Here is a 22,837-nt window from a genome sequence, read left to right as displayed (position 1 = left end):
GGGCGGGGAACGCCTTCAGTCTACGGCCAGCACCAGGTCGGCGCGGTCGGCGCCCGCGCGGATGAGTGCGGCGTTGGTCTCGTCGGGCCCGGTCGCCCAGGCGCGGGCCGCGTCGGGCGTCTTGCCGTGCGCGACGTGCCGCGCGATGAGGCGCTCGAGGCGGATGCGTGGGTCGAGCCGCACGAACGCGACGAGATCCAGCAGCGCTCGCGCCTGCTCCCAGCCGTCGCGGTCGTGGAGCAGGTAGTTGCCCTCGACGACCACGATCCTGTGTGCGGGGGTGATGCGGATCGCGGCGGGCACGGGCTCCTCGATGTCGCGGTCGAAGGACGGCGCCGCCACCTCGTCGCTGTCGTCTCGGATGGCGCCGAGCACGCGCACGAACGCGGCCACGTCGAAGGTGTCGGGGGCGCCCATCCGGTCACGACGCCCCAGCTCGACGAGCCGGCGCTGGGGGAGGTGGAATCCGTCCATCGGGAGCACGACGGACTCCGACCCGAGGATCGCGGCGAGCTCGGCGGCGAGGGTGGACTTGCCGGCACCCGGTTCCCCCGCGATCCCCACCACGACCCGCTGGCCATCCGACGCCCGCTCGCGCACTCGCCGGGCGAGTTCGTCGAGGTCGACGGTCGCGGGTGCCGTGCTCAGCTGGATCGCCCCGGATCCGCGAGCTCGTCGAGGCCGCGCGGCCAGGCGTCGTCGATCGCCCAGCGGGCCCAATCCGCGTATCCGGATGCCGAGGGGTGGAACCGATCACGTGCAAAGAACTCGGGGCCGTACGGCGGTGGTAGCTGCTCGGTGATCATCCAGCGCGGGTCGCGCGCCACGACGAGCGCCGCGGCGCGTTCGAGGTTGCGCGAGTGGCGGTACAGCGTGCCGCGGAGGGGTTCGGGCAACAGCTCGAATCGGGTGAAGATCGGCAGGTTCGAGACGAGGATGCGCGCGTGCGGGTGCCGGTCGCTGAGGGTCTCGAGCAGGGTGCGCAGGTCGCGGGCGAACGCGCGCGCCGAGCGGGCGTGGATCGCGTCGTTGGCGCCGAGGCTGACGAACACGAAGTCGGCGGGTCGGGCGAGCGCGTCGGTGAGGTGCCGCTCGAGGAACTCCCCGGTGTCGGCGCCGTTCTCGGCCACGGCTCGCCAGAGGATCCCACGTCCCGTGCGGGCGTGAAGCTCTTGGGCGAGTGATCCGACGAGCGCTTCGTCCTGGGTGGCCGCTCCCGTGCCCGCGGCGGTCGAGTCGCCGATAACGAGCAGCCGCAGCGGATCCGTGCCCTCGATCGCGCCCTCCCATGGCAGCTCGGCGTCGGGCATGCGCTCCACCTCGCGGTCGAGGCGGCGCTTCTGCGCGAGGATCCGGGGGCCGTGCAGCACGAGGAACGCCCGGCTGGCGCGCAGCATCCGCGGATGCAGGGGGTCGTTCACGGTGCGAGTGTAAGCGTCTGTCTACCCTTGGCGGCTCACGCGGTGAGGCGTGTGAGCAGTTCGCGGTAGCGTGCGGCGGTGCGCTCGACGATTTCGACGGGCAGGGTGGGCGGGATGCCTGATCCGTCCCAGTTGGCGGAGAGCCAGTTGCGCACGATCTGCTTGTCGAAGCTGTCGAGGCGGTCGGCGCCGCCGGCGGCATAGAGCGAAGCGTCCCAGTAGCGGCTCGAGTCGGAGGTGAGCACCTCGTCGGCGAGGGTGATCTCCCCGGACTCCGGGTCGCGCCCGAACTCGAACTTCGTGTCGGCGAGGATCACGCCGCGCGACTCCGCGATCACGGACGCCGTGTCGAACACGGCGAGGCTCATCGTGCGCAGGGCCGCCGCATCCGCCTCGCCGACGAGCTCGACGGTGCGCTCGAACGTGATGTTCTCGTCGTGCTCGCCCATCGGCGCCTTGTAGGCGGGCGTGTAGATCGGGTCCGGGAGCCGGTCGCCGTTCCCGAGCCCGGCGGGGAGCGGGATGCCGCACACAGTCTGAGCGGCCTGGTACTCGGCCCAGCCAGACCCCACGAGGTATCCGCGCACGACGCACTCGATGGGGAACATGTCGAGCCGCTTCACGAGCATTGCGCGTTCGGCGATGTCGTCCGGCAGCGGCGCGGCGAGGGCGCCGAGCCCACCACGCGTCGGCTCGACGAGGTGGTTCGGCACGCCGGCCAACTGGGCGAACCACCAGAGGCTGAGCCGCGTGAGCAGAGCACCCTTGCCCGGGATGCCGGGATCGAGCACGTGGTCGAAGGCGCTGACACGGTCGGATGCGACGACGAGCGCGCGCCCGGGTTCATCATCCGAGAGGTACAGGTCGCGCACCTTGCCCGAGTACTCGTGGCGCCATCCGGCCGCTTCGAGGCGCGGATCGGCGGATCCGATCGGCGGGGTCATCGGACGACCCGCTCCGCGATGTCGTGGCGGAAGTGTCCGCCCTCGAGGCCGATCTTCGCGAGCGCGTCGTACGCGGCCGTCCGCGCGGATGCGAAGCCGTCACCGCGCGCGACCACGCCGAGCACGCGGCCGCCGGTGGCGAGGTAGCGGCCCTCGGACACCGCGGTGGATGCGTGCGCGATCGTGACGCCGGGCACGCTCGCCGCCTCGTCGAGCCCGGTGATCTCGCGACCGGTCGCGGGGTTCTCGGGGTAGCCCTCGCTGGCGAGCACCACGACGACCGCTGACTCGTCGGAGAACGTGGGGTAGGGGAGCCGGCCGAGCCCACCGGTCGCCGCGGCGAGGAGGAGCTCAGAGAGCGGGGTCGTGAGGCGCGGCAGCACGACCTGGGTCTCAGGGTCGCCGAAGCGGGCGTTGAACTCGATGACTCGAACCGCGGAATCGCCCGGCTGCCCCTCGTCGGCGACGATGAGGCCGCAATAGAGCAGTCCGATGAACGGGGTGCCCTCTGCTTCGAGAGTACGGACGGTGGGGAGCGCGATCGTGTCGAGGACCTCGTCGACGAAGGCGGCCTCCGAACCCCACCGCGCACTGAGCCAGGGCAGGGGGGAGTATGCGCCCATGCCGCCCGTGTTCGGGCCCTGGTCGCCGTCGTAGGCGCGCTTGTAGTCCTGCGCGGGGCTGAGGGGCACGACGTCGCGGCCATCGGAGAGGAAGAACAGCGACACCTCCTGCCCGGTGAGGAACTCCTCCACGAGCACCGTGCCGTACTGCAGGTAGTACTCGGCGTGGGAGATGGCCGCGTCGCGATCCTCGGTTACGAGCACGCCCTTGCCGGCGGCGAGGCCGTCGGCCTTGACCACGTGCGGGGCGCCCAGGTCGTCGAGGGCGGCGACGAGCTCGTCGAGGGTGGTGGCGCGGATGGCGCGGCCGGTGGGGACGCCGGCGGTGTCCATGATCCGCTTCGCGAACGCCTTCGAGCCTTCGATCGCGGCGGCCGACTTGCCTGGGCCGAAGACGGGTATTCCCGCCGCGCGCACCACATCGGCGACGCCCGCCACGAGCGGGGCCTCGGGCCCGATGACGACGAGCTCGATGCCGTTGTCGGTCGCGTAGTCGGCGACGATGCGACCGTTGGACGGGTCGAGGCTCACCGTCTCGACCTGCGCGGCGATGCCGGCGTTGCCCGGTGCGGCGGTGATCTCGTGCCCGGCGTGCTCGGCCAGGAGTGCTTCGACGATGGCGTGCTCACGGGCACCGGATCCGAGGACGAGGATCTTCACTCGGACAGGCTACCCGGGCGCGCTAGCGTCGATGTATGGCGGTGAGGCGGCGTATCGATCCGACCGCGGGTCGCGCGGCTGTGGAGGAGTGGATGCGCGGCGTCGGTGATCGGACCGTTGTCGCGACGGCGGTGCGTTATCTGCTCGAGCAATTGGCGACGGATCACGAGGGCAACGCCGTCGAGGTGCGGGTGCCGCCCTTCGGTGCGACCCAGGCTGTCCCTGGCCCGCGTCACACCCGCGGGACCCCGCCCAACGTCGTTGAGATGGATCCGGAGACATGGCTCTGCCTCGCGACCGGCTCTCTGTCGTGGGCGGATGCGCTGGCCGCAGCGCGCGTGGCCGCCTCCGGCACTCGCGCCGACCTCTCCCCCTACCTCCCGCTCCCCTGGTCCTGACGCCGGCTACTTCGCGCCATAGACATGTCTACGACGCGTCGGACACCGCCGCGCGGGTGTCTTCTAGGCAATAGCCATGTCTATGGCGTCCAGCCCAGACAGACGACAGCTGGGCAGGGGGTACCCAGGGAGGTGGGGGAGAATGGGGGCGTGGATGGTGAGCAGACCGGGCCGGACGCGAGCGGGATCGCACCGGGGGTGCACCAGGTCAGCGTGCGTCGGGCGCCGCGACTCGGCGTGTTCCTCATCGCCGGGGCGCTGTTCGGCGCGCTCGTGACGCTCATCCTCACGAGCCTCTACCCCGCGGACCCGCAGGTCGGGTTCGCCGCGACCTACGCGTACTTCCTCGTCTACGGCATCCCGTTCGGAGTGCTGATCGGAGCGCTGCTCGGGCTCATCCTCGACCGACGTAGCGAGCGCCGCCGCCGCACCGTCACGGTCGAGCGCGAGCACATCGACTGACCGCACTCTCCCCGAGCGCGGCCCCCTCGGCTCCGTGAGAGTACGCACTTCTGCGTACTCCGACGTGTGAGAGCACGCAGAAGTGCGTACTCTCACGGGACCGAGGGCTTCGCCCCGGGGCAGCGCCCGCGTCAGCTGAGCTGGTTGCGCTCGACCCACTCGAGGTACTCGGGGGTCACGGTGCCGGTGACGTACTCGCCCGTGAAGCAGCTCATCTCGAGGTCGGTGATGGGGGAGCCTTCGAGGATCGCGGACTTCATGTCCTCGACCTCCTGGTAGATCAGGTAGTCGGCTCCGAGCGCCGTCGCGATCTCGGGGATCTTGCGACCCGATGCGATCAGCTCGGCGCGCGTGGGCATGTTGATGCCATACACGTGCGGATACCGCACCGGAGGCGCGGCCGAGGTGAAGGTCACCGAGTTGGCGCCCGCCGCCCGCGCCATGTCGACGATCTCGCGCGAGGTCGTGCCGCGCACGATCGAGTCGTCGACGATGAGCACGTTCTTGCCGGCGAACTCGCTCGACATGGCGTTGAGCTTCTGCTTGACGCTCTTCTTGCGGTGCTCCTGCCCGGGCATGATGAACGTCCGGCCGACGTAGCGGTTCTTGTAGAAGCCCTCGCGGTACTCGATGCCGAGCTTGCGCGCCACCTGCATCGCCGCGGGCCGCGCCGAGTCCGGGATCGGCATCACGACATCGATCGCCCCCGACGGCGTGTACCGGGCGATCGTGTCCGCCAGCCGGTCGCCGAGTCGCAGGCGCGCGTCGTAGACCGAGATGCCGTTCATGATCGAGTCGGGCCGCGCGAGGTAGACGTACTCGAACGAGCACGGGATGAGCCGCGGGTCCTTCGCGCACTGGCGCGAGTACAGCTCGCCGCTGCGGGTCACGTAGATGGCCTCACCGGGAGCGACGTCGCGCACGACCTCGTATCCGCCCGATTCGAGCACGAGCGACTCGCTCGCCACGATCCATTCGGTGCCGACGAGCCCTTCGCTGCGGCGCCCGAGGATGAGCGGGCGGATGCCGAACGGATCCCGGAACGCGAGCAGGCCCTGGCCCGCGATGAGCGCGATCGCCGCATACGACCCCTCGACGCGCTCGTGGAGCGTCTCGATCGCGTCGAAGACCTGGTCGGGGTCGAGGTCGGTGCCGCGGATCTGCGACTGCAGCTCGTTGGCCAGCACGTTCACGAGCAACTCGGTGTCGGAGTTCGTGTTGAGGTGCCGCCGGTCGGTGTGGAAGAGCTCTTCGGTGAGCTCGCGCGTGTTGGTGAGGTTGCCGTTGTGCACGAGCACGATGCCGTAGGGCGCGTTCACGTAGAACGGCTGCGCCTCCTGCTCCTTCGACGCGTCACCGCGCGTCGCGTAGCGCACGTGTCCGAGGCCCATGGTTCCGAGGAGGCTGCGCATGTCGCGGGTGCGGTACGCCTCACGCACCTGGCCCTTGGCCTTCTGCATGTGGATGATCGACCCCTCCGAGGTCGCGATGCCGGTGGAATCCTGGCCGCGGTGCTGGAGGAGGGAGAGGCTGTCGTAGACCTGCTGGTTGACGGGGCTCGATGAGACGATGCCGACGATGCCGCACATTCTGCGGGCTGCTCCTGTGAGTCGTGGGGCGCGCACCGGATGAGGTACGCCTCATCCTCGCACACCGACCCGGATGCCGCCCGTGCGTCGACGAGCGCCGGGTACGCTGGGCGGGTGACGCAACGCTCCTCCGCCCCCGCGAAGTCCGGTCACGGCGACACCAGTTACGCGGCGGCCGGAGTCGATACGGCGGCGGGCGACCGCGCCGTGGAGCTCATGAAGGCGTCCGTCGCGCGTACGCACGGGCCCGAGGTATTGGGTGGTGTGGGCGGCTTCGCCGGCCTCTTCGATGCAACCGCCCTGACCGGTTACAGGCGCCCATTGCTCGCGACGAGCACCGACGGCGTCGGAACGAAGATCGCGCTGGCGCTCGCCGTCGACAAGCACGACACCATCGGCCAGGACCTCGTCGCGATGGTCGTCGATGACATCGTGGTGGTCGGCGCGAAGCCTCTGTTCATGACCGACTACATCGCCACCGGCAAGGTGCATCCGGAGCGGATCGCCACCCTCGTCGCGGGCGTCGCGCGCGCGTGCGAGGCCACCGGAACCGCGCTCGTCGGCGGCGAGACCGCCGAGCACCCGGGCCTCATGGCTCCCGACGACTACGACATCGCGGGTGCCGCGGTGGGCGTGGTCGAGGCGGATGCGGTGCTCGGCCCGGATCGCGTCGAGCACGGCGACGTCGTGATCGCGATCGCGTCATCCGGTCTGCACTCGAACGGCTTCTCGCTCGTGCGGCACATTCTCGACCAGCGCGGACTCGGCTACACCGACCACGCGGATGAGCTGGGCGGCATCGTCGGCGAGGTGCTGCTGGAGCCGACGCGGCTCTACACGGCGCCGCTGCTGCGCGTGATCGACGAACTGCCGGGCGCGATCCACGCGCTCAGCCACGTGACGGGGGGCGGCATCGCCGCGAACCTGGCGCGCGTACTCCCGAAGGGGGCATGGGTGGAGCTCGACCGCTCCACCTGGAGCCCCCAGCCCGTCTTCCGCACGCTCGCCGAGTGGGGCGCGCTCGCGCTCGGCGACACGGAGTCCACGTGGAACCTCGGCGTGGGCTTCTTCGCGGTCGTGTCGCCGGATGCGGCGAGCTCGGTCACCCGCGCGCTCGAGGCCGCGGGCCTGCCCGCCTGGGTCGCCGGCCGCGTCTCCACCGCATCCCACGACCTCGACGGATTCGAGCAGGGTGCGAAGGGCGTCGACGGAGGAGCCGTGCGGCTCGTCTCCGACTACGCGAACTGACGCTCTGAGCGCGCGCGCTGCCGCGTCGTCCTTCGGCGCGTCGTCCTGACGGATGGGTCCGACGCGTCAGGCGGTCTTGGCGTCGCCCTCGTCGAGCTCGTCGTCTTCGTCGTCACCGTAGGTGTCGGTGTACTCCGGCCACTTCTCGAGGTCTTCTTCGAGGCGGGGGTTACCGCCGAGTTCGCGCTCGAGCGCGCCGTAGTTCGTGTCCGGGCTGAAGTACTTCAGCTCCCGGGCGACCTTGGTGTGCTTTGCCTTCTGACGGCCGCGCCCCATGCGTGACCCCCTCGTTTCAGATGCCGGTATAGACAGTAAAAGACTGCCGGGGAGTCTATCACGCGACCGCTTTCCGCCCTGTTGGCACAAGGCCACGGCATCCTCGACATCCGCTGCGAATCAGCCTGTTCGTTCGTCACCTCGCCCGGGTAACGTGGGGCGGGTGACCCCGCGCCCGACCGACACCTCCGCGGTCATCGTCGGCGCCGGTCAGGCAGGCCTTTCGGTGGCCTACTACCTGCGCAGGCTCGGCCTGGAGGCGGGTAATGACTTCGTGTTGCTCGACCGCGGTCCTGCCGCGGGCGGCGCGTGGCAGTTCCGCTGGGAGGCGCTGCGTCTCGGTCTCGCGCACCGGGTGAACGATCTTCCGGGCATGGACGAGCTGGGGCTCAGCTTCGACACCGCCGATCGGGCGGCCCCCGCCCGCGATGTGGTGGGCGAGTACTACCGCCGCTATGAGGAGCACTACGGGCTGAAGGTCGTGCGCCCTGCCGACGTCACCCGGGTCCGCGCGACCCTCGACGGCTTCGAGGTGACGTTCGATGACGAGTACGGCGATCAGACGTTCTCCACCCAGGTCGTCGTCAATGCGACGGGCACCTGGGGGGCGCCGTTCGTGCCGTGGTACCCGGGTCGCGACGATTTCGAGGGCGCCCAGGTGCATACGGCGGAGTACCGGAGCGCCGAGGATTTCCGTGATCAGGATGTCGTCGTCGTGGGCGGCGGCACGAGCGCGATCGGATTCCTGCTCGAGCTCGAGGGGATCGCCCGCAACCTCACGTGGGTTGCCCGACGTCCGGTGGAGTTCCTCGAGACGCAGGAGCTGAACATCGAGGGCGGGACGCGCGCGGTGGCTCTCCAGGATGCCGCGGCACGCGAGGGCCGGGCCCTGCCGTCGATCGTGTCGACCACGGGGGTGCCGCGCACGCGTCGCATCCAGGCCGCCGTGGATCGCGGGCTGCTCGTCGCCCGGCCAATGTTCTCGCGGATCGAGCCGGACGGCGTCCGCTGGGACGACGGTTCGTTCGCGCACGCGGATGCCATCATCTGGGCGACCGGCTTCCGTCCCGAGCTGCGGCATCTCGCGCCGCTGAAGCTGCGCGAGCAGAAGGGCGGGGTGACCGTCATGGGCGGCGCCGCGTACCGCAACGCGGGAGTCTTCTTCGCCGGCTACGGCCCGAGCGCCTCGACGATCGGCGCGAACCGTGCGGGCCGCACCATCGCGCGGCAGGTGGTCGCGGCGCTCAGCGCTCTCGGCTACTGAACAGCCGCGGCGACGATCGCCCACCCGGCGGCAGCCGCACCGATGCCGAGCACGAGGTTCGTGCCGACGCTGATCGCCGCCGCCCGCATCCGCCCCTCGAGGGCGAGCTGGATGGTCTCGGTGCTGAAGGTAGAGAACGTCGTGAGGCCCCCGCAGAGCCCGGAGAGCACGATGTAGCGGGCATCCGCGCCCCAGACGCCCGACTGGGACAGCCCCAGCACGATCCCGCCGATGAGCGATCCGGCGACGTTCACAATGAGCACGGCCCACGGCAGTCGTGCGGGCCGACCCGCAAACATGCGGGCGACGAGGTGCCGCACGAGCGCTCCGACGGCTCCCGCCGCGACCGCAGCGATCACGACCGCGATGCTCATTCGTCCACCTCGGGTGCCATCGGGGTCATCCCGCGCGCCCCGACGCGGATGCCGGCCCAGGCCGCGGAGAGTCCCGCGACGATCGTCACCACGAGGTAGGCGACCGCGATGCCCCACTCCCCGGCGTCTGCGAGCGAGACGAGCGAGACGGCGAGAGCAGAGAACGTGGTGAACGAGCCGAGCAGGCCCGCGCCGAGCCCCGCGCGCAGCGCGTCGGATGCCGTGGGCCACACCCGCGCCACGAGTGCCCCGAGCACGAAGGCACCCACGACGTTCACGACGAGCGTCGACACCGGGAAGGCGTCATCCGCGTGAGGCAGCAGCGCATCCACGCCGAGACGCAATCCGGTGCCGATCAGGCCGCCGAGCAGTACCGCGAGATACGTCATCCCTCAGCGTCCCCGCGGACCGCGGTGCGCGGGCGCGGCGGGCGGCTTGGGTGCGCGGACGGGGGGACGCACGGGCTCGCCGCGGCGATCCTGGCCGGGGAGGGGGCGTGAGCGGCGCCCGTAGACGAGGTCGGAGGAGTCGAGCAGCCACGGCACGAGCGCGACGACGACCCCGTGTACGAGCAGCAGCTTGTGCCGGATGCGCCGCGCCTTGTGATTGTGGAGCAGGTTCTCCCACCAGTGCCCCACGACGTACTCGGGCAGGTAGACGGTCACGACCTCGGAGCCGTGTTCGGCCCGGTGCTGCTTGATGTACTTGATGAGCGGATGCGAGATGTCGCGGTAGGGCGAGGCCACGATCGTGAGCGGCACCTTGATGTTGTGGGCGGCCCACTGCCTTTCGAGCTCCTCGCTCGCGTCGTCGTCGATGGATGCGTGGATGGCCTCGATCGACTCGTGCCGGGCGGCGATCGCGTAGTCGAGCGCCTTGAGCACCGGCTTCGACATGCGACCGACGAGCACGATCGCGTGGTCGCCCGAGGCGCCGAACATCGTCGTCGCGTCCGGAGCCACCTCGCGGTCGACATCGCGGTAGTAGCGGTTCACGCCGATCATCAGCACGATCAGGATCGCCATCACCACGAAGACGATCCAGGCTCCGTGGACGAACTTCGTGATCGTCACGATCACGAGAACGCTCGCCGTCATCGCGGCGCCGAGCCCGTTGATCGCGAGGCCTCTGCTCGCGGCACCGCGACGCTCAGTTCCGTTGCGGATTCCGCGGATCCAGTGGCGCACCATGCCGGTCTGGCCGAGCGTGAACGAGATGAACACGCCGATGATGTACAGCTGGATGAGCGTCGTCACGTTGGCCTGCGACCCGATCAGCAGCACGACCGCCACGGCCGAGAGTGCCAGGACGCCGTTCGAGTAGATGAGGCGGTCGCCGCGCGTCGCGAGCGCCTTCGGGGCGTAGCCGTCGCGCGCGAGCACCGAGCCGAGCAGCGGGAACCCGTTGAAGGCCGTGTTCGCCGCGAGCAGCAGCACGGCTGCGGTCGCCGCCTGGATGATGAAGAACGCGATCGAGTTGTTGCCGAAGGTCGCGGCTGCGACCTGCGCGATGAGGCTGCGCTGAGGCTGGGTCTCGCAGTCCGTGAATCCGACCAGGTCGCAGGCGTTCTCGGCGTAGTGCACCCCGGTGATGAGCGCGACGAGGGTGAGGCCCGAGAACAGGAGGATCGCGATCGACCCCATCGCCACGAGCGTGCGCTGAGCGTTCCGGATCTTGGGGCGGCGGAATGCGGGCACGCCGTTCGAGATGGCCTCGACGCCGGTGAGCGCCGCGCATCCGCTCGCGAAAGCGCGCAGGATGAGGAGCACGAACGCCGCCTGGGTGAGGGAGGTCTCGTCGACCGTCCAGGACGCGCTCTCGGCGACCGGGGCGTCACCGGCCGCGGTGCGCACGAGCGCGGTGATGATCATGACGGCGATCGAGCCGATGAAGAGGTACGTCGGGACCGCGAACGCCTTCGACGCCTCGCGTACACCGCGGAGGTTGATCGCGGCGAGTACCACGACGAATCCGACGGCGATCTCGATGCGGAACGGGTTCAGCTCGGGGATCGCCGAGATGATGTTGTCGACACCGGAGGCGACGGAGACCGCAACCGTGAGGATGTAGTCGACGAGCAGCGCCGCCGCGACCACGACGCCCGCCTTCTCGCCGAGGTTCTTCGACGCGACCTCGTAGTCGCCTCCGCCCGAGGGGTAGGCCTTGATGAGTTGCCGGTACGACGCGACGACCACGAGCAGCAGGAGCACGACGGCCGCCGCGACCGGAGGGGCGAAGCTCAGGAACGACAGCCCGCCGATGAGCAGGATCATCAGCAGCTCCTGCGGGGCGTACGCCACGGAGGAGAGCGGGTCGCTCGCGAAGATCGGCAACGCCAGGTGCTTCGGCAGCAGCTGTCCGTCGAGTTTCTCAGTGGGAAGCGGTTCGCCGATCAGCCAGCGCTTCGGCGATCGGGGAGCGTCCTCGGACGCTGCCGCGGCCTCATCAGTCACGGCGGGAAAGCATACGCCTGCCGTGGCTCGCGTCAACTCCGGCGCGACGGGACCATGTTCCCTGAGTGAACGGCGTCTGGCGCTCCTATGATCGTGCGGTGACGAACGGACGACCGAGGCGCCGATGGCCGTGGATCGCGGGGGCGATCGCGGTGCTGCTGCTGATCCCGGTGGCGATCCTCGGGGTCCCGATCCTGCTGCATCACGACGGCGGTGCGGCGAACCAGGAGCAGAGCGCTGAGGAGTGGCCGACGACGGTCGCGGCCACGGGTGACGACGGCCGTGAGCGGGAGCTCTCTGTTGTTTCCCCCGACCCGGGGGGAATCGTCGACACGTCGTCGCTCGCCGAGAGTGACCGGATCGTCGTGAGCGGCACCGGGTACGACGCGGGTCAGGGCATCTATGTGGCGATCTGCGCCATTCCCGACGACCCCGCGACACGTCCGGGTCCGTGCCTCGGCGGCGTTCCGGATCAGGAGGCGCAGGACGACGCGGAGGGCGAGATCCAGTGGGCGCCCTCGAACTGGATCAACGACGAATGGGGCTGGAAGCTGTTCGGTGCGCGGCCCTACGACGATGCGGCGACCGGCACCTTCACCGCGTACATCGAGGTCGTCGATCCCGTCGGGGAGAACCTCGACTGCACGCAGCAGGCGTGCGCGATCTTCACGCGCAATGACCACACGGCGCTCGGCGACCGCGTTCAGGATCTGGCGATCCCGGTCGGCTTCGTCGGCTGACCGCCGACGCGGGATCCGGTGCGGCTGGCTCGCCGTTCAGTTGCGCAGGGCGGCGGTCAGCTCGCGCAGCACCTGGTTCAGACGGTCGGTGAGCAGCTCGACCGTGTCGGCGGCGAGCGTGCCGCGGGCGACCTGCGCGCGCAGTTCCGAGCGGATGTCGGCGCGGAACGTCGTGAGCGCCGCCTCGGCCTCGTGCAGGAGGCGCCGCGACTCGGTGCGCGGGTCCTGATCCGGATGCGGTGTCGTCGCCCCGACGCGTGCGTCGTTCGCCGCGGCGGCGAGGTCGGCGCGCAGGGTGCGCATCGCATCCTGAACCGAGCTGCGCACTTCGTCCGCCAGGCGCCGGACCTGGTCGGTCACATCCGTCTCGATCGCGTCGAGTTCCTCGCGGCGTGCGGCGAGCTCCGCCCGCCCCGCGTCGGTGATGGCGTAGACGGTGCGGCGCCCGTCGGACTCCTTGGTGACGAGCCCCTCTTCCTGCAGCTTCGCGAGCCGCGGGTAGATCGTGCCGGCGCTCGGCACGTAGGTGCCGCCGAACCGGTCACCGAGGGCCTGGATGAGCTCGTAACCGTGCTGCGGCTGCTCGTCGAGCAGGCTCAGCAGGTAGAGGCGCAGGTGGCCGTGTGCGAAGACGGGCGGCGTCATGCGGTCACCGAGTGCAGGACGTTGATGTCGCCGGAGACCGTGTTGACACGCACGTCCGTCCAGTGCCCGTCGAGCACGCCGTGCCGATCCGTGTACCGTCCGCGGACACCGCTGATCGTCTTGTCGCCCAGCTGGAGGCGGCCGCTGACGGTGTGCACGGTGTACGCAGCGGGGGCGTCGGCCTCGAGACGCGCAGTCACCGAGCCCGAGACGGTGTTCACTCGAACCGCATCCGGGATGCCGGTGGCGTCGAGCATGACGGCGCTCGAGACCCCGTCGACCTCGAGCCGCGACACCTCGCCCGAGACGATCACCTCGCCCGAGACGGTGTTGATGCCCACGTCACCCGTGTGGTCGCGCACGGTGATCTCGCCGCCGACCGAGTTGATGCGGAGCTTCCCCGTGAGCCCGTCGGCGGCAATGTCGCCGGAGACCGTGTTGAGGTCGGCATCGGCGGTGAGCCCCGAGACGAGCGCTTCGGCCGAGACCACGCCGAGGGTGAGCGCGGTCGAGCGGGGCACGACGATGCTCAGTTCGGCACGGATCCGGGCGCCGAAGTTCTTGAACACCTCGATCCAGTTGTCCCAGCGCAGCTGGGGGTGGTCGATCTCGAGCCGGTCGCCGTCGACCCGCACGAGCAGGTCGCGGCCGACGACGTTGCGGATCTCGACGCGCACGGTCGGCTCGTCGTGCGCCACGATGTCGATGGATCCGCCGACGATGCCCACCTTCAGACGACGGATGTTCTCGAGGTCGATGACCTTCGGGCCGTCGACCAACCACTTCTCCTGAGCCATTGCTCGGCCCCTTCCTGAGTCTCGACACGCGATATATCGCGTGTTTCGAGAGACACGATATATCGCGTCTCGTCATCACGCAATACCGAATCCCCCGGCGCCGTAGACATGTCTATGGCCCCACAGACACCGGCGCGCGGGTGTCTAGGAGGTCGTAGACATGTCTATGGCGCCAGCACGCACGGGCGTTAGGGGATGAGGAGGGGGTCCGTCGGCACCCGGCCGTAGCCGTCGCGGGCCGTCACCACGATGGTGGCGACGGCAGCCCATGCGGCGAGGGAACCGAGGGAGAGGAGCACGATCATGCGGTCACCTCCTCTCCGCTGGAACTCTCGGCCACAGCGGGCCGTGAGACTGGCGTCGGCACCCGCAACAGAGGGAGGGTGACGCCCACCATCGGTCCGATGAGCAGCGCGAAGGCGAGGGTGCCGATGCCCACCTGGCCGCCGAGCAGCCACCCGATCGTCAGCACGGTCACCTCGATGCCCGTGCGCACGACCCAGATCGGCCACCCGGTTCGCGTGTGCAGGCCGGTCATGAGGCCGTCGCGCGGGCCCGGTCCGAGTCGCGCGCCGATATACAGACCGGATGCGATCGCGAGCAGCGCGAGCCCGCCCGCGAACAGCAGCCCCTGAGCGAGCGGCTCATGCTGCTGGGGCAGTGCATCCAGGGTGAGCTGGGCACTCGGGCCGATCAGGAGCACGTTGAGGACGGTTCCCACGCCGGGCCGCTGGCGGAGCGGGATCCACAGCAGCAGCACGGCCCCGCCGATGAGGTTGGTGACGAGCCCGAACGGCAGCCCGGTCTGCGCCGAAACACCCTGAGTGAGGACGTCCCACGGGGACACTCCGATGCCGGCGCGCACCATCATCGCGATGGCGACGCCATAGAGGAACAGCCCGACGAGCAGTTGCGCGATGCGTCGGGTCCAGATGAGACGTGGGGTCACGTCGAGCAGTCCACTCCCGAATTGGCCCTTGATCAAGGGTCCAATACGGCTAAACTGGCCGGATGAACACCCTGTCTGCTCGGGCATTGGCCTTGCTTATGGTGGATTGGCGCGGGTCCAGTGCGCCCGCGTATCTCGCGCTCGCCGACCGCATCCGGCTTCTCGTGCTCGATGGCCGTATCCCGCTCGGCACGCGCCTCCCGGCCGAGCGAGAGCTCGCTGCGCACTTGGGCCTCAGCCGCACCACGGTCTCCGCCGCCTATGCCGAACTGCGCGAGTCCGGATACCTCGAGAGCGTCCGCGGGTCCGGCAGCACCGCTCGACTGCCGCACGACGCCTCGATCGACATCGACCTCCTTGCGGACGCGCCTCTCGACTTCTCGAAGGCGTCGCTGCCGGCGCTGCCCGCCGTCGCGCACGCCGCCCAGGCCGCGGTCGAGCGGCTACCCGGGTTCCTCGCCGAGAGCGGGTTCGATGCGTTCGGCCTGCTCGTGCTCCGCCGCGCGATCGCCGACCGGTACACGGAGCGCGGGCTCCCGACCGAACCCGACGAGATCATGGTCACGGTCGGGGCCCAAGCGGCGATCCACCTCGTCGCCCGCACCCTTCTCGCCCGAGGCGATCGGGCTCTCGTCGAATCGCCCGGATACCCGCACGGATTCGACGCGCTGAAGGCGGCCGGGGCGCGCCTCGTGCCCGTCTCGGTCACGACGGAGGAGGGGTGGGATCTCGCCGGCCTCGAGCAGGCGTTCCCCCGCACGAGCCCCACGCTCGCGTACCTGATGCCCGAGTTCCAGAACCCGACGGGCCGCTCGATGGATGCCGCCACCCGTGAGCGCGTCGCGGAGCTCGCTGCGCGCGAGGGCACGACCCTCGTCATCGACGAGACCATGACGGGCCTCGGCCTCGACGGGCAACCGCGGCCCGCGCCCTTCCCGGCGGGACGCGGCGTCGTGATCATCGGATCCGTCGGCAAGTCGATCTGGGGCGGCCTGCGGGTGGGCTGGATCCGTGCCGAGCGCGACTTGATCCAGCGCTTCGCCCGTGCGCGCTTCGCGAGCGACCTCGGCACGCCGGTGCTCGAGCAGCTCATCGTTGCCGAGCTCGTGCCCGAGTACGAGCAGATCCTCGCGGGGCGGCGCGCCTACCTGCGGCAAGGGCGAGACCACCTGGCGGCGCGCATCCGCAGCACGCTGCCCGAGTGGCGGATGCCTCACGTCGAGGGCGGCATCGTCGCGTGGGTGGGCCTCGGTGCTCCCGTCAGCTCTCAGCTCGCGCTTGCCGCGCGCGCCGAGGGCCTCGTGATCGGCGCGGGTCCGCGGTTCGGGCTCGACGGAGTGTTCGAACGCTTCCTGCGCATCCCGTTCGGGCTGCCGATCGATCAGATCGATCGCGGAGTCGACGCCCTCGCCGAGGCATGGACGAATGTCACGCGCCACGCCCTGCGTCTCGACGACACCGACCTCGCTCACGTCGTGTAGCCAAGAGGCCGACCACGGGGGCTAACCCCCAGATTGCTGAGTCCGGGTTTCAGGCAACCGAACCCCATGGGATAGTGGCTGCCAGTGCACGGCGGCGTGCGCCTACTCCCGCCGCGACTGCGGCATCCACAGCAACCGGGGGAACCGTGTCTCTGCTTTCGGTCTTCAGCCTGCGTAACCGCGCACTCATCGCCCTGCTCACGGTGGTCGTCGCGCTCTTCGGCGGCTATGCGCTCACCGCGCTGAAGCTCGAGCTGTTCCCCTCGCTCACGCTGCCGAACGTGACGATCATCGCCACCTACCCGGGTGCGAGCCCCGATGTCGTCGAGTCGGATGTCTCGACGCCGGTGGAGTCGGCGATCCAGGGCATCGAGGGGCTCGAGTCGACCTCGGCGACCTCGTCGGCCGGTCTCTCAACGGTGCAGGCGTCGTTCTCGTACGGGACCGACCTCACGCGCGCCGAGCAGAAGGTCGAGCTCGCCGTCGGGCGGATCGAATCGCAGCTGCCGGACAGCGTCGACCCGCAGGTGGTCACGTTCTCGATCGGCGACTTCCCGGTCATCCAGCTCGCGGTCACGAGCGACCTCTCGACCGCGGACCTCGCCGGTCGGCTCGAGAACCTCACCGTCACCTCCCTCGAGCAGATCGACGGTGTGAGCTCCGCCACCCTCTACGGTGTGACCGGCCAGCGCATCACGATCACCCCCGACCTCGACGAACTCGCCGCCGCAGGACTCACCACCCAGTCGATCCGCGACGCGCTTCAGGCGAACGGTCGCCTGCTCGCTGCCGGTGAGATCGACGAGGACGACAAGACCCTCACCGTGCAGGCGGGCGACCGCATCGGATCCGTCGACGAGATCGAGAAGCTTCCGCTCATCGGCGGGGCGCCGTCGACCACGATCGGCGACGTCTCCAAGGTGGAGATCACCGAGAACCCCGTCACCGGCATCTCGCGAGTCAACGGCGAGCCCTCGCTCACCGTCGCGATCACCAAGACCCCAGCCGGTAACACGGTCGACGTCTCGCGCGACGTGACCGCCCAGCTCGACGACCTCGCCGCGGAGGTGGGAGGCAACACCGCCTTCACGGTCGTGTTCGACCAGGCGCCGTTCATCGAGAGTTCGATCGAGTCACTCGCCACCGAGGGGCTGCTCGGCCTCGGCTTCGCGGTGCTCGTGATCTTCGTGTTCCTCCTGTCGGTGCGCTCGACCCTCGTCGCCGCGATCTCGATCCCCGTGTCGGTGCTCATCACCTTCGTCTCGATGCTCGCCGTGGGATACACGCTCAACGTGCTGACCCTCGGCGCGCTGACGATCGCCATCGGCCGCGTCGTCGACGACTCGATCGTCGTGATCGAGAACATCAAGCGCCATATGGGACTCGGGGAAGACAAACGCACCGCCGTGCTCGGGGGTGTGAAGGAGGTCGCGGTCGCGATCACCGCCTCCACCGTGACGACCGTCGCCGTGTTCCTGCCGATCGCTCTCGTCGGCGACATCACGGGCGAGCTCTTCCGCCCGTTCGCGCTCACCGTGACCATCGCGCTCGCGGCGTCGCTGTTCGTGGCGCTCACGATCGTGCCCGTGCTGGCCTACTGGTTCCTCAAGGAGAAGCCGCGCCACGAGCACGACGCGACCCTCGCCGATCCGGAGCACCCGGCCGACGAGCTCGAGCATCCGACCCCGCTCCAGCGCGGCTACCTCCCGATCGTGCGTTGGACCGTCAAGCGACCCGCCGTCACGATCGTCGCGGCGGCGCTCGTGCTGCTCGGGACGCTCGCACTCGTGCCCTACGTTCCCACCAACTTCGTCGGCGACTCCGGTCAGAACACCTTGAGCATCAGCCAGAGCCTTCCGGCGGGTGCGAGCCTCGAGGCGAAGGACGCTGCCGCTAAGGAGCTCGAGACCGCCCTCGGCGAGGTCGACGGGATCGAGACGGTGCAGGTCTCCGTCGGATCCAGCGGTGGCACGAGCGGCGCACTCGCCGCGGTGTTCGGCGGCAGCGGATCCACCACGTTCTCGATCACCACTGACGAGTCGGCCGACCAGGAGAAGCTGCGCGCCGACGTTCAGGATGTGATCGACGGTCTCGACCCCGACACGGTCGGCACGGTCTCGGTCAGCTCTGGATCCGGCGGCGGCGGCTTCTCGAACGACATCGCGATCGAGATCACCGCCCCCGACTCCGACACCCTGGCGACCGCGGCGGATGACGTGCTCGCCGCGATGAAGGACCTCGACGTCACCCAGCAGGCCGAGTCGAACCTCTCCGAGACTCAGCCGTTCATCGAGATCCGCGTGAACCGTGCCGATGCTGCCGAGTACGGCCTCAGCGAGTCGGCGATCGGTGGCATCGTCGCCGAGGCGATGCTCCCCTCGGCCATCTCGTCGGCCGAGATCGATGGCAACACCCTGTCGATCTACATCGACAACCCGAACGCGCCGACGACCATCGACGAGCTCCGCGACTTCGAGATCCCGACGCCGGTCGGGCCGGTCGAGCTGTCGGAGCTCGCGAAGATCTCGGAGGTCGACGGGCCCGCCTCGATCTCCACCGAGCGCGGCGTGCGCACCGCGACGGTCTCGGTGACCCCGTCGACGGCCGATGTGGGCACGGCATCCGCTGAGGTGCAGGCGGCGCTCGACGAGCTCGACCTGCCGGATGGCGTCACCGCCGAGCTCGGAGGCGTGACCTCCGACCAGCAGGAGTCCTTCTCCCAGCTCGGGCTCGCGCTGCTGGCGGCGATCCTCATCGTCTACACGGTGATGGTGGCCACCTTCCGCAGCCTCCGCCAGCCGCTGCTGCTGCTCGTTTCGGTGCCCTTCGCGGCGACCGGCGCGATCCTTCTCCAGCTCGCCTCGGGCATCCCGCTCGGTGTCGCGTCGATCATCGGTCTGCTCATGCTCATCGGCATCGTCGTGACGAACGCGATCGTGCTCGTCGACCTGGTGAACCAGTACCGCGGTCGCGGGATGCGGGTGGATGAGGCGATCGTGCACGGTGCGAGCCGACGACTCCGGCCGATCCTCATGACGGCGCTGGCCACGATCTTCGCCCTCATCCCGATGGCTATCGGTCTCACCGGCCACGGCGGCTTCATCTCGCAGCCGCTCGCGATCGTGGTGATCGGCGGTCTGATCTCGTCGACGGTGCTGACCCTCGTCGTGCTGCCCTCGCTCTACTCGCTCGTCGAGGGAGCCAAGGAGCGTCGGGAGGCACGTCGCGCGGCGAAGGCCCAGCGGGTCGAGCCGGTGGCCTCCTCCGCGGAGTGACCGATCAGCCCTCGGCGGCCGCGTCCGCTCCATCTGTCGCCGGGGCGACCGGGAGTTCGCGCGGCGCGAGAGTGCGTGCGTAGAAGTCGAGTACGCGCGTCTTGAGATCCGCGTCGATCATCGCGATCGAGTGCAGGGTGCCGGTGACGGTGATGAAGGTCGTGTCGACGCCAGCATCGCGCAGACCACGGACGAAGAGCTCCGCCTGCTCCAGCGGGATCATCTCGTCGGTCGAGTGCGCCACGAAGAACGGCGGATCGCTCGGGTCGATCCAGGTGTTCGGCGACGCGGTGACCGCAGCGGGGCAGTCGTCGGCATCCGCGCATCCGAGGTACTCCAGCTGCACCGGCGCGAAGTCGTCGGTGACGGCGACGCCCGTCAGATCGATCGGCCCCGACAGCTCCGCGACCGCGGCGACGCGCGCTCCCGTGGTGAGGTCGCCGCTGCCGAGCGTGCCGAGGAGCGACACCAGGTTCCCTCCCGCCGAGCCGCCGAAGGCGCCGATGCGCGTGGGGTCGACCCCGAACCGCGTCACCTGCGCGTCGCTGCGGATCCATTCGACCGCGCGGATCATATCGTCGATCGCCGCCGGATACGGATCGCGGGGCGCGAGCCGGTAGTCCACATTGAACGTCGGGTATCCGGCCTTCGCGAGCCACTGGCACACCGCGCGCCAGGCGATGTTGTTCTTCGAGCCGCGGGCCCAGCTGCCGCCGTGCACGACGACGATCGCGGGGCGGGCGGCGTCGGTCAGAGGGTCGAAGTCGGGCGGCACGCAAGCGTCGAGCACGAGCGGGGTTCCATCTGCGGCGCCGTAGACGAGGTCCTCGACGACCGGCACGCTCGGATCCGTCGCGAGTTCGGGGTTCGTGGAGACCACCACACCCTCCACCTGCGTCGACTCGTCGCCGCGCGGTGCGCACGCCGACAAGGCAAGCGCCACGAGCACCGTGAGCCCGAGGGCGGCTCTCGTCGGGTGGGCGGCGCGCATGATCGGACTACCGTAACCCCGGGGACGCGCCCGAAGATTCTCGGCGGATCCTCGGGTGGAGCGGCTATGCTCGTGCGGTCGGCTCTCGACGATCCGCGGCATGTGCCGCGTGAAGCACTGTGTACGTCGGTCGGGCCGGATCGTCAGCGCATCCGTTGACGAGGACTCCACGAGGAGAACGGCCCCGGTCGCAGTCGGTCCGGGTATCTGCCGCGCGTGTGCGCGGTCTTCACTCACCATCAGACCCCGGAGACATCCATGCCGAAGAACACCCCTGCGCCCAAGGGCGCCAAGAAGCCCGCGGGCGCGCGCGGCACCGCGAAGAGCGCCCACACCAAGAAGAAGCTCGGCGGCCCGAGCGCGAAGCACCGCGGGTACACCCCCGATGCCGAGGCGCGCGGTGGCAAGAAGCCGCGCTGGAGCGCCGAGGAGCGCACCGCTAAGGGCCGCGCCGCAGACCGCCCCCGTGGCACGCGCGACGACCGCAACGCCGAGGACGGCCGCCCCAACTGGGAGCCGCGCGGCAAGGCGGCGCGTGCGACCGTCGAGCGCGCTCCGGCCGAGCGTCGCCGCGACCACGGCGGCGACAGCCGCCCGCGCTACGACCGCGCTGAGCGCCCCGCTCGCGACGAGCGTGGTGAGCGCCCCGAGCGCCGATACGACCGTGACGACCGCGCCGCGCGTTACGACCGCAGCGACCGTCCGGCCCGTGCCGACCGCGATGAGCGCCCCGCCCGGTATGACCGTGATGAGCGCCCGGCGCGTTTCGACCGCGCCACGCGCTCCGATCGCCCCACCCGCAATGACCGTGACGACCGTCCGGCCCGCTACGACCGCTCCGAGCGTCCCGCTCGTGCGCACGGCGACCGTCCGCACCGCCTCGCAGGAGACCGCCCCCACCGCAGTTCCTACGTTCGGGAGGACGACACGCGGCGCGGAGGCCGCTACGACGCGCGCACGGATCGAACGGATCGGTTCGACCGCGGCGAGCGCGCCGAGCGGCGTCCGATCGCCGAGGATGTCGTGCTCGAGCGCCTCGAAGCGCAGGCCGTCGAGGCGGCGGAGGTCGCCGGCACCTTCGCCGACCTCGGACTCGGGCAGAACATCGTGCGCGCGCTCGCGGAGCTCGGAGCCGAGACTCCGTTCCCGATCCAGTCCGCCACGATCCCGGATGCCCTCGCCGGGCGCGACGTGCTCGGCCGCGGCCGCACCGGATCCGGCAAGACCATCGCCTTCGGCGCCCCGATCGTCGAGCGCCTCATGCAGCTGCAGGCGGGCGAGCAGAAGCGCCGCCAGCCGGGTCGCGCTCCGCGGGCCCTGATCCTCGCGCCCACACGTGAGCTCGCCCTGCAGATCGACCGCACCGTTCAGCCGATCGCGCGCAGCGTGGGCCTGTTCACCACCCAGATCTACGGTGGTGTGCCGTTCGCACGCCAGCTCGGCGCGCTCGACCGCGGGGTCGACATCGTGATCGGCACTCCGGGCCGCGTGCAGGATCTCGCCAACCGCGGCAAGCTCGACCTCTCGAACGTGCAGGTCGCCGTGCTCGACGAGGCCGACCACATGTGCGAGCTGGGCTTCGCCGAGGTCGTGACCGAGATCCTCGATCAGGTCGACGGCGACGCGCAGAAGCTGCTCTTCTCGGCCACGCTCGACACGGGCGTCGCCGACATCGTGGAGCGCTACCTGCAGGATCCCGCCGTCTACGAGGTCGCCGGTGAGGACCAGGCGAGCTCGACCATCGAGCACCGCGTGCTGCTGCTGGATCAGCGCGACAAGCAGGACGTGCTCGTGGAGCTCGCGGCCGGCCCCGGCAAGAAGCTCGTGTTCGCGCGCACCCGCGCGTTCGCGGAGCAGCTCGCCGACCTGCTCGACGACCACGGCATCCGGTCCGAGCCGATCCACGGCGATCTCACCCAGTCGCGTCGTGAGCGCGCCATCGAGAAGTTCGCGAACGGCCGCGTCAGCGTGCTCGTCGCGACGGATGTCGCCGCCCGCGGCATCCACGTGGACGACGTGACCCTCGTGATCCAGGCGGATGCGCCCGACGAGTACAAGGCGTACCTGCACCGCTCGGGCCGCACCGGCCGTGCGGGCAAGACGGGCACCGTCGTCACGCTCGTGCCGCGCAACCGCCGTCGTCGCACGGAGGACCTCCTCAAGCGCGCCGAGATCGTCGCCGAGTGGACCCCGGTCGCCCCGGGCGACGCTCTCATCGAAGAGCTCGCGGGCCGGTAATGTCCGCGG

Annotated in this window: 21 protein-coding genes; 8 read left to right on the top strand and 13 right to left on the bottom strand. The window is 70.1% G+C overall.

From position 1 onward, the window contains the following. Window positions 1-15: 15 nt before the first annotated feature. From FVQ89_RS01955 to purD, 4 genes are read right to left on the bottom strand one after another with little or no spacing between them, the layout of a single operon-like run. A complete protein-coding gene (locus FVQ89_RS01955) occupies window positions 16-648 on the bottom strand; it encodes a nucleoside/nucleotide kinase family protein (RefSeq protein WP_147901447.1) in 633 nt (210 codons plus the stop codon). Beyond that, complete coding sequence (locus FVQ89_RS01950; RefSeq protein ID WP_147900239.1) at window positions 645-1,421, bottom strand: SGNH/GDSL hydrolase family protein; 777 nt, start codon at window positions 1,419-1,421, stop codon at window positions 645-647. The genes FVQ89_RS01955 and FVQ89_RS01950 overlap by 4 nt, the downstream gene beginning before the upstream one ends. A 35-nt stretch (window positions 1,422-1,456) precedes the next feature. Then, a complete protein-coding gene (locus tag FVQ89_RS01945) occupies window positions 1,457-2,365 on the bottom strand; it encodes a phosphoribosylaminoimidazolesuccinocarboxamide synthase (protein WP_147900238.1) in 909 nt (302 codons plus the stop codon). Further along, on the bottom strand, window positions 2,362-3,648 hold the full coding sequence (gene purD, locus FVQ89_RS01940; protein ID WP_147900237.1) for a phosphoribosylamine--glycine ligase: 1,287 nt from the start codon (window positions 3,646-3,648) through the stop codon (window positions 2,362-2,364). Before purD ends, FVQ89_RS01945 begins: the two co-directional genes overlap by 4 nt. 35 nt (window positions 3,649-3,683) lie before the next feature. On the opposite strand from purD, the gene FVQ89_RS01935 reads away from it, so the two are divergent. Both FVQ89_RS01935 and FVQ89_RS01930 read left to right on the top strand, forming a co-directional pair. Then, window positions 3,684-4,046: a sterol carrier family protein gene (locus FVQ89_RS01935; protein ID WP_147900236.1), complete on the top strand. Its 363-nt coding sequence runs from the start codon at window positions 3,684-3,686 to the stop codon at window positions 4,044-4,046. Window positions 4,047-4,196: 150 nt separating this feature from the next. Beyond that, entirely contained in the window at window positions 4,197-4,508 is a 312-nt protein-coding gene (locus FVQ89_RS01930; protein WP_147900235.1) for a hypothetical protein, read from the top strand. 131 nt (window positions 4,509-4,639) lie between these two features. Here FVQ89_RS01930 and purF read toward each other — a convergent pair whose 3' ends face one another. Further along, window positions 4,640-6,097 (bottom strand): amidophosphoribosyltransferase, encoded by a 1,458-nt coding sequence (purF, locus tag FVQ89_RS01925; protein WP_147900234.1) that lies wholly within the window; start codon window positions 6,095-6,097, stop codon window positions 4,640-4,642. 114 nt (window positions 6,098-6,211) lie between these two features. On the opposite strand from purF, the gene purM reads away from it, so the two are divergent. After that, window positions 6,212-7,345, top strand: coding sequence for a phosphoribosylformylglycinamidine cyclo-ligase (gene purM, locus FVQ89_RS01920; protein WP_255513361.1), 1,134 nt, complete (start codon window positions 6,212-6,214; stop codon window positions 7,343-7,345). A 66-nt stretch (window positions 7,346-7,411) separates the two neighbouring features. On the opposite strand, the gene FVQ89_RS01915 is transcribed toward purM, so the two are convergent. Then, the gene (locus tag FVQ89_RS01915) at window positions 7,412-7,621 is read right to left on the bottom strand and encodes a DUF3073 domain-containing protein (protein ID WP_147900232.1); all 210 of its coding nucleotides are present in this window, start codon (window positions 7,619-7,621) and stop codon (window positions 7,412-7,414) included. Between the two features lie 163 nt (window positions 7,622-7,784). On the opposite strand from FVQ89_RS01915, the gene FVQ89_RS01910 reads away from it, so the two are divergent. Continuing rightward, window positions 7,785-8,885 (top strand): NAD(P)-binding domain-containing protein, encoded by a 1,101-nt coding sequence (locus tag FVQ89_RS01910; RefSeq protein ID WP_147900231.1) that lies wholly within the window; start codon window positions 7,785-7,787, stop codon window positions 8,883-8,885. Here FVQ89_RS01910 and FVQ89_RS01905 read toward each other — a convergent pair. The 3 genes from FVQ89_RS01905 to FVQ89_RS01895 are packed head-to-tail and all read right to left on the bottom strand — an operon-like array spanning window position 8,879 to window position 11,712. Next, window positions 8,879-9,259 carry a CrcB family protein gene (locus tag FVQ89_RS01905; protein WP_147900230.1) on the bottom strand — a complete coding sequence of 127 codons (381 nt, stop codon included), beginning with the start codon at window positions 9,257-9,259 and terminating at the stop codon, window positions 8,879-8,881. The two genes, FVQ89_RS01910 and FVQ89_RS01905, sit on opposite strands and share 7 nt — an antisense overlap. Further along, the gene (locus FVQ89_RS01900; RefSeq protein WP_147900229.1) at window positions 9,256-9,648 is read right to left on the bottom strand and encodes a CrcB family protein; all 393 of its coding nucleotides are present in this window, start codon (window positions 9,646-9,648) and stop codon (window positions 9,256-9,258) included. The genes FVQ89_RS01905 and FVQ89_RS01900 overlap by 4 nt, the downstream gene beginning before the upstream one ends. A gap of 3 nt (window positions 9,649-9,651) precedes the next feature. Continuing rightward, window positions 9,652-11,712, bottom strand: a complete 2,061-nt coding sequence (locus FVQ89_RS01895; RefSeq protein WP_255513360.1) for an APC family permease — start codon at window positions 11,710-11,712, stop codon at window positions 9,652-9,654. A 98-nt stretch (window positions 11,713-11,810) separates the two neighbouring features. Between FVQ89_RS01895 and FVQ89_RS01890 the strand changes: the two genes are divergently transcribed. Next, complete coding sequence (locus tag FVQ89_RS01890) at window positions 11,811-12,452, top strand: hypothetical protein (protein WP_147900228.1); 642 nt, start codon at window positions 11,811-11,813, stop codon at window positions 12,450-12,452. Between the two features lie 36 nt (window positions 12,453-12,488). On the opposite strand, the gene FVQ89_RS01885 is transcribed toward FVQ89_RS01890, so the two are convergent. The 3 genes from FVQ89_RS01885 to FVQ89_RS01875 form a co-directional block, all read right to left on the bottom strand. Then, window positions 12,489-13,097 carry a PadR family transcriptional regulator gene (locus FVQ89_RS01885; RefSeq protein WP_147900227.1) on the bottom strand — a complete coding sequence of 203 codons (609 nt, stop codon included), beginning with the start codon at window positions 13,095-13,097 and terminating at the stop codon, window positions 12,489-12,491. After that, a complete protein-coding gene (locus FVQ89_RS01880; protein ID WP_147900226.1) occupies window positions 13,094-13,894 on the bottom strand; it encodes a DUF4097 family beta strand repeat-containing protein in 801 nt (266 codons plus the stop codon). The genes FVQ89_RS01885 and FVQ89_RS01880 overlap by 4 nt, the downstream gene beginning before the upstream one ends. Window positions 13,895-14,195: 301 nt before the next feature. Continuing rightward, window positions 14,196-14,765: a YitT family protein gene (locus FVQ89_RS01875; RefSeq protein ID WP_255513500.1), complete on the bottom strand. Its 570-nt coding sequence runs from the start codon at window positions 14,763-14,765 to the stop codon at window positions 14,196-14,198. Between the two features lie 140 nt (window positions 14,766-14,905). On the opposite strand from FVQ89_RS01875, the gene FVQ89_RS01870 reads away from it, so the two are divergent. After that, a complete protein-coding gene (locus FVQ89_RS01870; protein WP_147900224.1) occupies window positions 14,906-16,324 on the top strand; it encodes a PLP-dependent aminotransferase family protein in 1,419 nt (472 codons plus the stop codon). 146 nt (window positions 16,325-16,470) lie between these two features. Then, the gene (locus tag FVQ89_RS01865) at window positions 16,471-19,599 is read left to right on the top strand and encodes an efflux RND transporter permease subunit (RefSeq protein WP_147900223.1); all 3,129 of its coding nucleotides are present in this window, start codon (window positions 16,471-16,473) and stop codon (window positions 19,597-19,599) included. Window positions 19,600-19,603: 4 nt separating this feature from the next. On the opposite strand, the gene FVQ89_RS01860 is transcribed toward FVQ89_RS01865, so the two are convergent. Then, window positions 19,604-20,590 (bottom strand): alpha/beta hydrolase, encoded by a 987-nt coding sequence (locus tag FVQ89_RS01860; RefSeq protein WP_187264854.1) that lies wholly within the window; start codon window positions 20,588-20,590, stop codon window positions 19,604-19,606. A gap of 258 nt (window positions 20,591-20,848) precedes the next feature. On the opposite strand from FVQ89_RS01860, the gene FVQ89_RS01855 reads away from it, so the two are divergent. Beyond that, the gene (locus FVQ89_RS01855) at window positions 20,849-22,828 is read left to right on the top strand and encodes a DEAD/DEAH box helicase (protein WP_147900221.1); all 1,980 of its coding nucleotides are present in this window, start codon (window positions 20,849-20,851) and stop codon (window positions 22,826-22,828) included. Window positions 22,829-22,837: the final 9 nt, after the last annotated feature.

The sequence above is a fragment of the Homoserinibacter sp. GY 40078 genome (genome assembly GCF_008017545.1).
GTDB lineage: Bacteria > Actinomycetota > Actinomycetes > Actinomycetales > Microbacteriaceae > Homoserinibacter.
This window is presented reverse-complemented; position numbering and strand designations above follow the sequence as displayed.

Coding starts and splice junctions, on each gene's coding strand:
- FVQ89_RS01945 (WP_147900238.1), bottom strand. CDS start 2,365: ATGACCCCGCCGATCGGATCCGCCGATCCGCGCCTCGAAGCGGCCGGA.
- FVQ89_RS01935 (WP_147900236.1), top strand. CDS start 3,684: ATGGCGGTGAGGCGGCGTATCGATCCGACCGCGGGTCGCGCGGCTGTG.
- purF (WP_147900234.1), bottom strand. CDS start 6,097: ATGTGCGGCATCGTCGGCATCGTCTCATCGAGCCCCGTCAACCAGCAG.
- FVQ89_RS01915 (WP_147900232.1), bottom strand. CDS start 7,621: ATGGGGCGCGGCCGTCAGAAGGCAAAGCACACCAAGGTCGCCCGGGAG.
- FVQ89_RS01905 (WP_147900230.1), bottom strand. CDS start 9,259: ATGAGCATCGCGGTCGTGATCGCTGCGGTCGCGGCGGGAGCCGTCGGA.
- FVQ89_RS01900 (WP_147900229.1), bottom strand. CDS start 9,648: ATGACGTATCTCGCGGTACTGCTCGGCGGCCTGATCGGCACCGGATTG.
- FVQ89_RS01885 (WP_147900227.1), bottom strand. CDS start 13,097: ATGACGCCGCCCGTCTTCGCACACGGCCACCTGCGCCTCTACCTGCTG.
- FVQ89_RS01880 (WP_147900226.1), bottom strand. CDS start 13,894: ATGGCTCAGGAGAAGTGGTTGGTCGACGGCCCGAAGGTCATCGACCTC.
- FVQ89_RS01875 (WP_255513500.1), bottom strand. CDS start 14,765: ATGATGGTGCGCGCCGGCATCGGAGTGTCCCCGTGGGACGTCCTCACT.
- FVQ89_RS01870 (WP_147900224.1), top strand. CDS start 14,906: ATGAACACCCTGTCTGCTCGGGCATTGGCCTTGCTTATGGTGGATTGG.
- FVQ89_RS01860 (WP_187264854.1), bottom strand. CDS start 20,590: ATGCGCGCCGCCCACCCGACGAGAGCCGCCCTCGGGCTCACGGTGCTC.
- FVQ89_RS01855 (WP_147900221.1), top strand. CDS start 20,849: ATGCCGAAGAACACCCCTGCGCCCAAGGGCGCCAAGAAGCCCGCGGGC.